The 12461-nt window shown below is 67.5% G+C and carries 11 protein-coding genes; all 11 read right to left on the bottom strand.

The window, feature by feature from the left end; all coding sequences use genetic code 11:
- Positions 1 to 339 precede the first annotated feature (339 nt).
- The 11 genes from NGB36_RS26745 to NGB36_RS26695 all read right to left on the bottom strand — a co-directional run bounded on the left by NGB36_RS26745 (position 340) and on the right by NGB36_RS26695 (position 11449).
- Positions 340 to 1164 carry an Rv1363c family protein gene (locus tag NGB36_RS26745; protein WP_255923094.1) on the bottom strand — a complete coding sequence of 275 codons (825 nt, stop codon included), beginning with the start codon at positions 1162 to 1164 and terminating at the stop codon, positions 340 to 342.
- A gap of 51 nt (positions 1165 to 1215) precedes the next feature.
- Positions 1216 to 1791, bottom strand: a complete 576-nt coding sequence (locus NGB36_RS26740; protein ID WP_308288931.1) for an Rv1363c family protein — start codon at positions 1789 to 1791, stop codon at positions 1216 to 1218.
- On the bottom strand, positions 1764 to 3044 hold the full coding sequence (locus NGB36_RS26735) for an MCE family protein (RefSeq protein WP_255923092.1): 1281 nt from the start codon (positions 3042 to 3044) through the stop codon (positions 1764 to 1766). Before NGB36_RS26735 ends, NGB36_RS26740 begins: the two co-directional genes overlap by 28 nt.
- Positions 3041 to 4372, bottom strand: a complete 1332-nt coding sequence (locus NGB36_RS26730) for an MCE family protein (protein WP_255923091.1) — start codon at positions 4370 to 4372, stop codon at positions 3041 to 3043. The genes NGB36_RS26735 and NGB36_RS26730 overlap by 4 nt, the downstream gene beginning before the upstream one ends.
- Positions 4369 to 5487 carry an MCE family protein gene (locus tag NGB36_RS26725; RefSeq protein WP_372509537.1) on the bottom strand — a complete coding sequence of 373 codons (1119 nt, stop codon included), beginning with the start codon at positions 5485 to 5487 and terminating at the stop codon, positions 4369 to 4371. The genes NGB36_RS26730 and NGB36_RS26725 overlap by 4 nt, the downstream gene beginning before the upstream one ends.
- Before the next feature lie 44 nt (positions 5488 to 5531).
- On the bottom strand, positions 5532 to 6515 hold the full coding sequence (locus NGB36_RS26720; RefSeq protein ID WP_255923121.1) for an MCE family protein: 984 nt from the start codon (positions 6513 to 6515) through the stop codon (positions 5532 to 5534).
- Positions 6512 to 7540, bottom strand: a complete 1029-nt coding sequence (locus tag NGB36_RS26715; protein WP_255923090.1) for an MCE family protein — start codon at positions 7538 to 7540, stop codon at positions 6512 to 6514. The genes NGB36_RS26720 and NGB36_RS26715 overlap by 4 nt, the downstream gene beginning before the upstream one ends.
- Positions 7537 to 8799, bottom strand: coding sequence for an MCE family protein (locus NGB36_RS26710; protein WP_255923089.1), 1263 nt, complete (start codon positions 8797 to 8799; stop codon positions 7537 to 7539). The genes NGB36_RS26715 and NGB36_RS26710 overlap by 4 nt, the downstream gene beginning before the upstream one ends.
- Positions 8800 to 8892: 93 nt before the next feature.
- Positions 8893 to 9720 (bottom strand): MlaE family ABC transporter permease, encoded by an 828-nt coding sequence (locus tag NGB36_RS26705; protein ID WP_255923088.1) that lies wholly within the window; start codon positions 9718 to 9720, stop codon positions 8893 to 8895.
- 2 nt (positions 9721 to 9722) lie between these two features.
- Entirely contained in the window at positions 9723 to 10493 is a 771-nt protein-coding gene (locus tag NGB36_RS26700; protein WP_255923087.1) for an MlaE family ABC transporter permease, read from the bottom strand.
- Complete coding sequence (locus tag NGB36_RS26695; RefSeq protein WP_255923086.1) at positions 10490 to 11449, bottom strand: ABC transporter ATP-binding protein; 960 nt, start codon at positions 11447 to 11449, stop codon at positions 10490 to 10492. The genes NGB36_RS26700 and NGB36_RS26695 overlap by 4 nt, the downstream gene beginning before the upstream one ends.
- Positions 11450 to 12461: the final 1012 nt, after the last annotated feature.

Below are 12461 nucleotides of genomic sequence, written 5' to 3'. Positions count from 1 at the left end.
AGGAGCCTCCTCTATCCGCAGATCCTGGACGTCGCCGCTGCCCAGCGTTGCCTCCAGCAGAGCCGCACCCAAAATAGTTCGGGAACCATGTACGAACCGCTGCAATGCGGAAGCGGCGGACGCGCGGACCTGTCCGCTACGGGGTCAGGGGCTCCGCCCCTCGCGGGCTAACTCGTCGCCTTGGTGGAGCGGTTCGCGAAGTCCAAACGGACCTGGGGCTACGCCCGCATCCAGGGCGAACTGCGCCGATTGGGCCACCGCATCGGGGCGAGGCGTTCGAACCGAGCCCGGCAGTGAGCGCGCCACTACGGCAGCGAGCCGCTCTCGGCAGGCGAGTTACTACAAGGCGTCGACGGCGCTCACCTTCCATCCGCCGGGGGTACTCGTCAGTGTCATCCGCACCCGGTCGAGGTCCAGACGGGGTCCGGAAATCTGAGTGCTGGTGGTGACCTGGTTCATGAACAGCAGGACGACGGCGCTGTCCGGGGTGGCCGACACGACCGACGCTGCCGGAAGGCCGCCCGTCGGCTGAGCGACCGTGGCCTTGACGATGCCGTGGTATCTCGCCGCCGTGGGGCCGACGACTGTCTGTGTCGTCTTGCGGTACTGGTCTCGGAAGGGGCCGGTGAGGTGACTGTCGGCTGCGGCGAAATCGCGGGCGAGATGCCGGTAATCGTACGAAAGGATTACTGGGGCGGCTGTGCGGGCTGCGGCCAGTGCGTCTGCCCGTGCCTGGCGGGAGCTGTCGGCGTCGCGGTGCTGCAAGCCGAGAACTGCGGTGGCGGCCGATCCGGCGAGGATCAGGAGCACGAGGACCAGGACGAGACGACTGGGCCGACGAGGTGGCGCCTGCGGCTGCGTGTCCGTCTCCGCCGCTGTCCCGGAGCGGGACGTGGGCATCCGGTCGATCTGCTCCCGCAGCTTTCTGATGGCCTGAAGCGGAGGGGGAATCCGGTCACGTGTCTCGGCGGATGCGGCCCGAGACCGTGTCTCGACCGAGACCGAGGTGGTCAGGATCTTCCGTGTCGCGCCCGGCTCGTCGGGACCTGTCGGGGGGCGGTGAGCTCGCTCGGATCGCCTGGCTGCGGCGCGGGCGGCTGCGGCCACGGAACGCTGCCGCGGCGAGCCGTTGCGGCCGCGCCCTCCGGCGGTGTGATTCACCACGATATCTCCCCTGCATTGTTGTGTGTCTTTGTGCAGCTGGCGGTTGTGCGTTCAGTCGACGAACTCGACGTTGGAAGCGAGCCATCGGCCGCCTTGGAGCACGAGGTCGACCTGGAGCCGGTAGTTGCGTACTTGTCCCTGCGGCGCGGCGACGTTGGTCACCTTGCTGTCGACGGCGACCAGGACGCTGGCGGACCGCGCGTCGGCTTCGGCGATGCCCGCGTCGAGGATCTGGCCTTCGGAGACGGACTTGTTGGTGGCGACCAGCTTCGTGAGGTTCGAGGTCTGATCGGCGAACTGCTGTTTGAAGTCGCCCGTGGCCATGTTCAGCACGTTTCTGGCGTCCTGGTCGTAGTGCCGGTAGTCGAGTGAGGTGAAGTTCAGTGCCAACTGCCTGGCCGCTGTCAGGATGTCCTGGTTGCGCTGCTCCACCTGGCGCTGCTGGTATACGCGTACACCCAGGTAAACTGGCAAGACTGCCGACAGCAGCGCCGCGAGGGCGAGGGTCGGGAGGAGCCACTTGCTGCGGCGTGTACGGCTTGCCCCCACGGTGCGCAGCTCGTGCAGCGTCCCACGTGCACGAGCCAGAAGCCGGCCGGTCACACCATCGGTCCGACGAGCAGCCATTGCCATGAGTCCTTTCCGAACGTGCTCTGCTCTCCGCCTGTCGAGCCGATCTCGAAGGGCTGCCCGTCCGGGCCGCTGGCGGAGCCGGTCTGGGGGTCATAAGGGGTCAGGAACGACGATTGCTCGGCTTGGCCGGAGCCGGAGGAATCCGCCGGCCGGGGGGCATTTTGGGCTCCGCGGACCGAGGACTGGCTACCGCGCGGGAGGGTGCACCGGGCGGCGGTGTTGGCGGGGCGCTCCGAGGTGTCGCTGGGGTCGCGCCACTGGGTGTCGTAGCCCTGACGGCACGGGGGCGGATTGCTGGCGTTGAGGACCATTCCGAAGCGTGTGGTTCCGTCCCCCGGGAGCACGGTGAAGCTCCCTGCGACCACTGCGGGGAAGGTGACGAGAGCCTGCTCCACACCGGGCAGCCGGGCCAGGGTGACCTGGCCGCCGCTGATGAGGTTGTCCAGTAGGACCGGGAGTGCGCCGCTGTTGGCGCGCAACAGCGCGTCCGTCGCGCCTGCAGCGGAACTGCCGCCGTCCAGCACTCCTCGAATGTCCTTGTCGCTGTTCTTGAGCTGATCAGTGAGGGCTGCCAGGTTCCGGGAGAACGACGTGATCGCCGAGCCCTCGTCTGTCTGGGTCTTCAGGACCGTACGGGAGTTGTCGATCATCGAGATGGTCTGGGGCAGCGCGGCGTTCGCCGACTCGACGAGCGCGTTGCCCGAGTCGACCAGCCGGGTGAGGTCCGGGCCGGTGCCGGCGAAGGCTTTTCCCAGCTCGTCGACCGTGGTCCGTAGGTCCTGCTTGCCGACCGAGCCGACCAGCCGGTCGAGGCTGAGGATGAGCGTGGTGGTGGGCAGCGGGGTACGGGTGTCGCGGCGGGCGATCGTGCTGCCGTTGTGCAGGTAGGGGCCGTCGTTGGTGCGGGGTTGCAAGTCGACGTACTGCTCGCCGACCGCGGAGCGGTCGGCCACCACGGCGAGGGTGTCGGAGGGGATGGGCGGGCCGCCGTCGATGTGCAACTGCGCCGACACGCCGCCGGCCGAGGCCAACTGCAGTGCTGTGACCCGGCCCACCGGCACGCCGCGGTAGGTGACCTCGGCGCCGGAGAAGATACCTCCGGAGTCGGCGAAGTCGGCCCGTACGGTGTATCCGCTGGGCGAGATGGCATCGGCCAGCCCGGCGTACCGTGCGCCGACGTAGGAAATCCCGACGGCGGTGATGGCGGCGAAGGCGATCAGTTGGGTCTTGACCCCGGCGGTGATCACGGTTGCATCCCCCTGGTCATGAGCTCGGCGAGCGGCATGTCGACACCGATCGGGGTACCGGATCCGCCGGTGTAGTAGGCGATGCCGGTTCCGGTGCACACCGGCGGGCACAGCGTTCCGCCGCTCGATGCTGACGGTGCCGGTTGGGGCACGCAGGTGGCGCCCGGCATACAGGAGGTGGTCGGCGTCGGGACCGGTAGTTTCGGGACGGGTGGCAGGGTGGGCAGCGGCGGGAGGGTCGGTATGGTCGGTGTCGGTAGCCCTGGCACGGGCGAGCTAGGTCCGGGCGTCGGGGTGGGACCACCGACGTTGTGGTAGAGGTTGTTGAGGTTGAGGTCTGCGGTGATGTGCAGGTTGGTGTAGTCGCCCTTGACGGCGTCGACGGCGTTGCGGGGGAACGGATAGGTGGTCAGCAACTCCAGTGCGTTGGGCAGATCGTTGCCGGCCGTATTGAGCTCGTCGAGGATCGGCTGGAGTTGCTGCAGGTCGGCGACGGTGTCGTCGCGCGAAGCGTTGATCACGTGGGTGCCCACGGTGCCGAGGTTGGACAGCGCCGTCAGCATGGCAGTCAGGTTGCGGCGCTGATCGGCCAGGATCTTCAGCGCGGGCGGCATGTTGTCTATGGCTTCGCCGATCACGCCGCTTTGTTGGTTGAGGGTCCTGGTCAGCTTGTCGATGCCCTGCATGGCTCGGACGATCTCGGAGCGCTGCTGGTCGAGCCCGCCGATGAAGGTGTCCAGCTCGCTCATCAGGCTCCTGACCCGCTGCTCGCGGCCTTGGAGCGCGTGGTTGAGCTCCAAGGTGATGGTGTGCAGCTGGGCCACGCCGCCGCCGTTGAGCAGGGCGGAGAGGGCGGAGAGCACCTCTTCGACCTCCACGTCGCGGCCGCTGCGGGACAACGGGATCCGCGCGCCGTCGGTGAGCCGCCCGACCGCGGGGACGTCAGTCGGGGCTGACAGGGAGATGTACTTCTCGCCCAGCATGCTCGTCTGTTGGAGCTGGGCGACCGCGTTGGCCGGGAGTCTGACCGAGTCGGAGATGCGCAGGCGTACGCGGGCCTGCCAGCCGTTCAGCTCGACCTTCTCGACGGCGCCCACGGTCACATCGTTGACCTTGACCGCGGACTGCGGCACCAGGTCCAGGACATCCTGGAAATCCACCGTGACGTGGTAGGCGTGGTCCGTGGCCGCGCCGCCCGGCAGGGGGACGTCGGCGAGCCCGTGGAACTCGCAGCCGGTGAGCAGCAGCGAGACCGCGGAGAGCCAGGCGGCGGCGGTGATACGTGCGAGCCGCCGCCGCGGCGGCTCGCGGTGGGCGCGGGGGATCATGCGCGGCCTCCGAGGATTCCGCCGAGCGTCCGGTCCGTCGGTGCCGTGCCCGCTGCGGGTAGTGGAAGGCCGGTGGTCGGGTCGGCTTGGGGCAGCGGGGGCAGTGAGCCGATGAGTTGCTGGATCTGGCTGCAGTCGCCGCCCTGACCGGTCGTCTTGAGCAGGGAGCAGACCAGGCTTGCGGGATCCTGCGCCTGCTCGGCGTTGTTGCGGGTGTCGAGCGTGCCGGACGCCGGGTCGTAGGCGTCCATGAGATTTGACAGCCCGGTGGGTGCCACGTCGAGGATTTCCTGCAGGGCGCTGCGTTCTTTGACCAAGACGCCGGTGACCTGGCTGAGGCCCTTGACGTTGGTGGTGAGCGAGTTCTGGTTGGCGCGAACGAAGCCGGCTACATCGGTGAGTGCGGAGGACAGCTGGTTCAGGGCGGCCGCGAGTTCGGTGCGGTCGCCGGCCAGCATCTGTGCCACTTTGGCCAGGTCGTCGTTGAACGCGCGGACTTGCCCGTCGTCGGATGCCAGGGCGGCGGTGAAGACCTGCAGGTTGCTCACGGTCCCGAACAGGTCGCTGCGGCCGTCGGACAATGTCGTGACGGCCAGCGAGAGGTTTTGGACCATCTGGTGAAGGTCGGCGCCTTGCCCGCTGAGGTTTTGGGCGCTGACCGACAGCAGCCGGGAGAGTGAACCGTTCGTGTTGGCGCCGTGTGGTCCAAGGGCCTGGGAGACGGTGTTCAGGCTGTCGAAGATCCGGTCCAGCTCGACGGGGACCGCTGTCCGGTTTTCGGGGATGACGGCACCGCTCCTCATTACGGGGCCGCCGCGGTAGACCGGGAGCAGTTGGAGGTAGCGGTCGCTGACCACGGAGGAGTTGATGACGGCCGCCTTCGCGTCGACGGGGACCTTGCGGCCGGCGTCGTACTCCAGGTCGACGCGGACGCGGTCGCCCTGCGGGGTGATCTTCTTCACCTCGCCGATGCGGACACCGAGGACGCGTACGTCGGATCCCGGGTAGAGCCCGACGGTGCGCGGGAAGTAGGCGGTGACCTGGACCGGTTGGGAACGCGGCCACAGGACGGCGGTCAGGCCGGCGACGAGCAGCAGGACCAGGATGACAGACACCAGGCGGAGGCTCTTGCGCGGCGGGATGGTTACGCGGAGCGGGATCACCGCGGCCCTCCTGAGGGTGTCGGGACGGCTGGAGCGGCGGTGAGGTTTTGGATGTAGCTGTCGAACCAGGGGCCGTTGCCGAGGGTGTTGGTGAAGAGCCGGAGGAAGGGAGCCAGCAAAGCGATGCTGCGGTCGAGACTGGTCTGGTTCCGCTTGAGCATGTCGACCACGGCGTTGAGCCGGCTGAGCGCCGGGCCGATCTGGGCCCGGTTGTCGGTGACGAGACCGGAGAGCTGGATGCCGAGGTCGGCGGCGTTGCGCAGCAGGTCGCCGATGACCTGGCTGCGGTCGTACAGCGCCTGGAAAAGCAGGTCGCCGTCGTTGACCAGGGTGGTCAGCTGGTGCGAGCGGGTGGCGAGCACGCGGGTGACGCCGTTGGCGTGCTGCAGCAGGTCCCGTAGGGCCGCGTCACGGCTGGCGATGGTCACTGAGAGTTCGGACAGTCCCTTGATGGAGGCTTTGACCTCGTCCGGTGCGTCCTGGAACGCGGAGGAGACGGTGTCCAGCGCGGTGGCCAGCTGCCGGGTGTCGATCTGCTCGTTGGTCGTGGTGAGGTCGCTGAAGGCCTGGACAACGTCGTAGGCGGAGACGGTGCGGTTCAGTGGGATCTCGCTGCCGGCTCTGAGCTGGCCGGAGCCGGCGGGTTCCAGGGCGAGGTACTTCGCTCCGAGGATCGTCTTTACCCGTATGGCGGCGCCCGTGGAGGTGCCGAACTGCGCGTCGCTGGTGATCCGGAATCCCACGCGTACGTGGTCGCCTTCCAGGCCGACGTCGTCGACCTGACCGACCTTGACTCCGGCGATGCGTACCTCGTCTCCCGGCTTGAGGCCGCCTGCTTCGGAGAACGCCGCGCTGTAGGTGTCGCCGCCGCCGATCAGCGGGAGGTCTTGGATGTTGAAGGCTCCGAAGGTCAGTAGGGCGAGCACGGTGAGGCCGATGGCTCCGATCATCACGGGGTTGCGTTCGCGGAACGGGATCAACTGCCGCACCTCCCCTGGCCGATGTTCATGCGGGGTATCAGGATCTGGGCGGTCTTGGGCAGGACGATGCGGCCGTCGAAGTCGCACAGGTAGTAGTTGAACCAGGAGCCGTAGGTCGCGGTGCCGGTCAGCGTGTTGAGCTTGTGCGGTAGCCGCTGCAGCACGCCTTCCACGGTGGGGTCGTTCCTCTGCAGGGTTCCGGCGAGGGTGGACAGACCGGCGATGTCGGAGCGCAGCGCGGGGCGGCCTTGGGCGAGCAGGTCTGAGGTTGCGCCGGCCAGGTTGCTGATGGCGGTGAGTGAGTCGCCGATGGCGGTGCGGTCGGCGGACAACCCGGAGATAAGTTGCTGCAGTTGGTCGAGGAGGGCGGAGAAGTGGACGCTGCGCTTGTCCAGGGTGGTCAGCATGGTGTTGAGGTTGTCGATCACGGAGCCGATGAGCTGGTCGCGGTCGGCGAGTGTGGAGGTGAGTGAGGCGGTGTGGGCGAGCAGGCTGTCGACTGTGCCGCCTTCGCCCTGGAGGGTGCTGATGAGTTCGAATGCCAACTGGTTGACGTCGTTCGGGCTCAACGCGGCGAACAGAGGCTTGAACCCGTCCAGGAGTGCGTTCAGGTCCAGGGCGGGCTGTGTGCGGGAGAGCGGGATGGTGCTGCCGGGCGCCAGCTGTGAGCCGTCTCCTGGCCCCTCCGTCAGCGCGATGTACCGCTGTCCGACCAGGTTGCGGTAGCGGATGACGGCTCCGGTGCTGGTCAGTAGCGGCCGGTCGCGGGTGACGGTGAAGGTGACCTCGGCCAGTGTCCGGTCCTTGATGCGGATGTCCTGAACCTCGCCGACCCTGACCCCCGCGACCCGTACGTCGTCGCCGGTCTCCAGGCCGGTGACGTCGCTGAAGACGGCGCTGTAGGTGGCCGTGGGCGTGAAGTCGATGTTGACGATGGTGGCGGCGAGCAGCGCGGTGGCGAGGATCGTCACCACGGCGAAGACGGTGAACTTGATCAGGGGTGCGGTGGATGCCCGTGCGTTCATGAGACGCTCACCGCCGTTCCGCGGGCCATGGGACCGAACAGCAAGGTTGCGACGGCGGGAACCTGGTCGACTGGTTCGCCCATGACCGGTGCCACGAGTGAACTGATCAGGTGCTGCTCGGCCGGCGTGCCGGACACAGTGCTGAGCGGGCTGGTGCCCGGTGGGAGACTGCCCTGGCCGCTCTGTGCCGACGTGCCGTCGTTGAAGTGGAGGGCCGGTGCGGGTACGGGCGGATGGGGGAGCCCTTCGCAGTTCGGGCCGCGGTGTTCGGCGTATCGTGGTTCCTCGCCGGGGTGGTAGCCGGGGCGTGGCAAGGTGAACTCCAAGGTGATGTGCATCTGCCCACCGGTGAATACCTGTTCGGCCAGTGGCTCGGAGGCCGTCAGCCCGCTCAGCAGGCAGGGATATTCGGGCGCGTAGCGTGCGAGCAGGGCCAGGATCGGCCGTGAGACGTGGGCGAGGGTGATGATCCTGTCGGCGTTGTCGCTCAGGACGCCCTGCGCGGTGCCGGCAAAGGTGGTGGTCCCGGTCAGAAACGAGCGCAGCGCGTCCTGCTTGGCCACCACGGTGCGGCTCATGGTGATGGTATTGTCCAGGATCCTCAGCAGGTCGGGGGCGGCGTTGCTGTACACCTCGGCGGTGTCGGCGAGGCGGGAGATGTCTGTCATCAGCGCCGGCAGGTGCGGGTTGAGTAGACGCAGATAGCTCTCGACTCGGGAGAGGTTGGCGCCGATGGCGTCGCCACGGCCCTCGAGGGCGTCGGCGAACGCGGACAAGGTGGCGTTGAGCTCGCCCGGCTGCACCGCGCGCAGCAGGGGGAGCAGATCGTTCATCAACTGCTGCAGCTCGATGCCGGCCTTCGTACGGTCCTGGGTGATGACGTCCCCTGCCCGGATGTGTCGTGGTGACGGGTGTGCGGGCGGAACCAGATCGACGTACTCCTCGCCGAACAGTGTCTTGGGCAGGAGGCGTGCGTCGACGTCGGCGGGGATGAGTCCGGTGTCCTCCGGTTTGAGCGCGATGTCGAGGGTCGCCTTCTGACCGTCGGCATGCACCTGGCGTACCTCGCCGACGATCAGGCCGTCCATCTTGACGTCGGCCTGCGGCTCCAGTTGGCTTCCGATGCTGTATGCCTGCAGGGTGATCGGCACCACGGACGTGAAGACCTGCTGGTAGACCGCCACGGCCAGTGACAGTAGCGTCGCGATGACGACTAGGAAGATGACGCCGTACCACCGCAGCACGGTGCTCCGCGACAAGGGACGCCTCGGCCACCACTCACGTCGGCCGCCGGGCGGGGGTGGGACGTCGCCCGGCCGCTGTGCCGGGCTCTTCGGTGTCGTCGTCATCGGCTACCCCGTGATCCTTACGGTGGTGGTGGCTCCCCAGATAGCCAAGCTGAGGAAGAAGTCAAGGATGTTGACGGTGACGATGGAGGCTCGGACCGCGCGGCCCACCGCGATCCCGACTCCGGCTGGGCCGCCCTTGGCGTGGTATCCGTAGTAGCAGTGGATCAGGATGATCACGATGGCGAAGACGATCACCTTGCCGAACGACCACAGCACGTCGACCGGCGGCAGGTACTGCTGGAAGTAGTGGTCGTAGGTGCCGGCCGACTGCCCGTAGTAGTAGGTGGTGATGGTGCGGGAGGCGAGGTAGGAGGAGAGCAGTCCGATCACGTACAGCGGAATCACCGCCACGAACCCGGCGATCATCCTGGCGGTGACCAGGAACGGCAGCGAGGGAACGCCCATCACCTCGAGAGCGTCGACCTCCTCGCTGATGCGCATCGAACCCAGCTGCGCGGTGAAACCGGCACCGACGGTGGCGGACAGGGCGAGCCCGGACACCAGCGGCGCGATTTCACGGGTGTTGAAGTAGGCGGACAGGAACGCCACGAAGTTGGTGGTGCCCAACTGGTTGAGCGCGGCGTATCCCTGCAGGCCCACCTCCGTGCCGGTGAAGAAGGAGAGGAAGGCGATAACGCCGACGGTGCCGCCGACGACGGCCAGGGCACCGCGGCCGAAGCTGACCTCGGCCAGCAGGCGCAGCACCTCTTTTTTGTACCGGCGCAGCGTACGGCCGGTCCAGGCAACTGAGCGCCCGTAGAAAGACATCTGGGCGCCGAGTTCCTCCAGGGAGCGCAGCGGGCGTGCGAGCAGCCGGTCAGGGGGCGCCATCGTCATCCCTTCTGCGGAACGATCTGGAAGTACACGGCGGTCATCACGAAGTTGGTCACGAACAGCAACATGAAGGTGATGACCACCGACTGGTTGACCGCGTCGCCGACCCCCTTGGGTCCGCCCTTGGCGTTCAGCCCCTTGTGGGAGGCGACGATCGCGGCGATGGCTCCGAAGACCAGCGCTTTCAACTCGCCTGCGTACAGGTCGGGCAGTTGGGCGAGAGTGGTGAAGGATGCCAGATAGGCACCGGGTGTGCCGTCTTGCAGGATGACGTTGAAGAAGTAGCCGCCCGCAATGCCGACCACCGAGACCAGTCCATTGAGCAGGACGGCCACTACCATCGAGGCCAGTACCCGGGGCACGACCAGTCGGTGCACCGGGTCAATGCCCAGTACCTCCATGGCGTCGATCTCCTCGCGGATCTTGCGCGCCCCCAGGTCCGCGCAGATGGCGGAGCCGCCGGCCCCGGAGATCAGCAGCGCGGTGACGATCGGCGAGGCCTCCCGCAGCACCGCGAGCACGGACGCGGCGCCGGCGAACGACTGCGCGCCGAGCTGCCGTGTCAGGCTGCCGATCTGCAACGCGATGACGGCCCCGAACGGGATGGAGACCAGCGCGGTCGGCAGGATAGTGACGCCCGCTACGAACCAGGCTTGCTGGATGAATTCCCGGGCTTGGAAGGGCCGCCGCGGCAGGGTGCGCAGCACATCAAGTGCGAGGGCGAACAGGTTGCCGGAGTGCCGCAGCGCCGCGGTAGGGGACAGGCTCATGCGTCTGCCACCTGGTGAGGATGCGACCTAGTTTCGCGCTGGGCGATCGCCTGCCATCGGGGCGGGCGGGCGACGCCGTCACTGGGCAGCAGGCGCGGTGTCACTCCCGCATCGGACGCGCCCTCGCCACCCATCGGACCGCGATGATTGCCGGCGTCGAGCTCGGCGAGTTCCTGCTCGATCTGGGCCGCATCCTTCTCCTCCGCCATCCCGATCGGCCCCTGCATACGGCCGTTGAGGAACTGCCGGACGACCGGTTCGTCGCTGGCGAGCAACTGCTCGCGCGGCCCGAACATCACCAGTTCGCGCCGGAACAGCAGCCCGATGTTGTCCGGAACCTGGCGGGCCGAGGCGATATCATGAGTGACGATCAAGAACGTCGCGTCGATCTGCGCGTTGAGGTCCACGATCAGCTGGTTGAGGTAGGCCACGCGCACCGGGTCAAGACCTGAGTCGGGCTCGTCGAACAGAATGATCTCCGGATCGAGTACCAGCGCCCGTGCCAGCCCGGCCCGTTTGCGCATCCCCCCCGATATCTCGCCGGGCAGCTTCTCCTCCGCGCCGAGGAGCCCGACCATCTCCATCTTCTCGAGCACGATCCGCTTGATCTCGCTCTCCGGCTTGCGGGTGTGCTCGCGCAGCGGGAAGGCGATGTTGTCGTAGAGGCTCATGGAGCCGAACAGCGCGCCGTCCTGGAAAAGCACGCCGAACAGCTTGCGCACCTCGTACAGGTCGTGTTCGCGCAGCCGGGTGATGTCCCGCCCCGCGATCAGGACCGAGCCCCTGTCCGGTTTGAGCAGGCCGACAAGCGTCTTGAGGAATACCGACTTGCCCGTTCCCGAAGGGCCGAGCATGACCGAGATCTCCCCGGCGGGCAGTGTCAGCGACACGTCCTGCCAGATGACCTGGTGGCCGAAGGACTTGGACAGTCCCTCCACACAGATCTCAACACCCATCCGGCGCCCTCCCTCCCGCGCCCTATTGCGCCACGCCCCGTATGGAGGAGCAGGGCCGTCGTCTGCTCTACGCGGGCGGACGGCGGGTCCGTCGCGGAAAGAGCGATTTTTTTTCCGCCGGCAGCGGGAGAGGGCCGCAACTGCTCAACCGACCTGGCCGTGAACCGGCCGGGAGCCCAGAGCGGCCCGGCCAAGGGCAGGTCAGCGCAGGGGCGGGCGCACAGGCGCGGAGCATGGCCTCATACACCTCGTCCTCGGCCTCCTCCACGTTCGTGGACGCCTGAGTGCCACCTTGAGCAGTGCCTCGCGGTGACCCCACGTGCGCTTCCATCGCTCATGCGAGCCGCCGTCCGATCCACCGGAACGGACCGAATGCGCCGCCATGACTGCCCTCCGCAGCGGCAATCGATCGGCGCTCTCCCGAGCGCTCGGCTGTCGGCGCGTCAGGAAGACCCGCCGATGACGCCCCCAGCACCGCGCACGATCCACACGGCTTGCACAAGGCACCTGGCGAGGCAGTATGCCGACGAGGCACCAGCCGACATTACCGCCAGGTACGCAGGATGGGGAGGCCTGCACAGAACCGCGTGCCTCCCGGCTCACCAGCGCCAATCTCTCGCCTCTGCGGAATCGTGCCGCCACCGCCGAGGCCGTCCCCGCGTAAAAGGAACTTCCGCATCGGCTGTTGACGGGCGTTCCAGCGCTCTGCTTTCCTACTTGCCGGTAAGCAGCACCACCGCCCGGGGTGACAGGCCGTAAGAGAAGCGAAAACGTCACACCGCACCTGACTCGATCTTCTTCGTATCCAGCGACGCCTGCAACGAGACAACCTGCCACACGGATGTGTACGGAGCCCTCTTCGCTCCCGCATCAGCTTTCCGCAGCAACTCTCGCTGCTCCCAGCTCTACGGGGATACGGCTGGGAACAGCGTGCCGTGAATGTCCGGCGGTACCGGTTCCTCCCGGATTTGCTGCCGGACCAAAGATCGTGGTTGACCACCGCGTCCTTGAA

Source organism: Streptomyces humicola, assembly GCF_024436035.1.
In the GTDB taxonomy this organism is placed as follows: Bacteria; Actinomycetota; Actinomycetes; order Streptomycetales; family Streptomycetaceae; genus Streptantibioticus_B; species Streptantibioticus_B humicola.
The sequence above is the reverse complement of the archived record's forward strand: the minus strand, read 5'-3'. Positions and strand labels throughout refer to the sequence as shown.

What these genes read in the sequence shown, in the direction of transcription:
- NGB36_RS26740 (WP_308288931.1), bottom strand. Translation starts at nt 1,791, where the DNA reads ATGGCTGCTCGTCGGACCGATGGTGTGACCGGCCGGCTTCTGGCTCGT.
- NGB36_RS26715 (WP_255923090.1), bottom strand. Translation starts at nt 7,540, where the DNA reads ATGAACGCACGGGCATCCACCGCACCCCTGATCAAGTTCACCGTCTTC.
- NGB36_RS26705 (WP_255923088.1), bottom strand. Translation starts at nt 9,720, where the DNA reads ATGGCGCCCCCTGACCGGCTGCTCGCACGCCCGCTGCGCTCCCTGGAG.
- NGB36_RS26700 (WP_255923087.1), bottom strand. Translation starts at nt 10,493, where the DNA reads ATGAGCCTGTCCCCTACCGCGGCGCTGCGGCACTCCGGCAACCTGTTC.
- NGB36_RS26695 (WP_255923086.1), bottom strand. Translation starts at nt 11,449, where the DNA reads ATGGGTGTTGAGATCTGTGTGGAGGGACTGTCCAAGTCCTTCGGCCAC.
- NGB36_RS26730 (WP_255923091.1), bottom strand. Translation starts at nt 4,372, where the DNA reads ATGATCCCCCGCGCCCACCGCGAGCCGCCGCGGCGGCGGCTCGCACGT.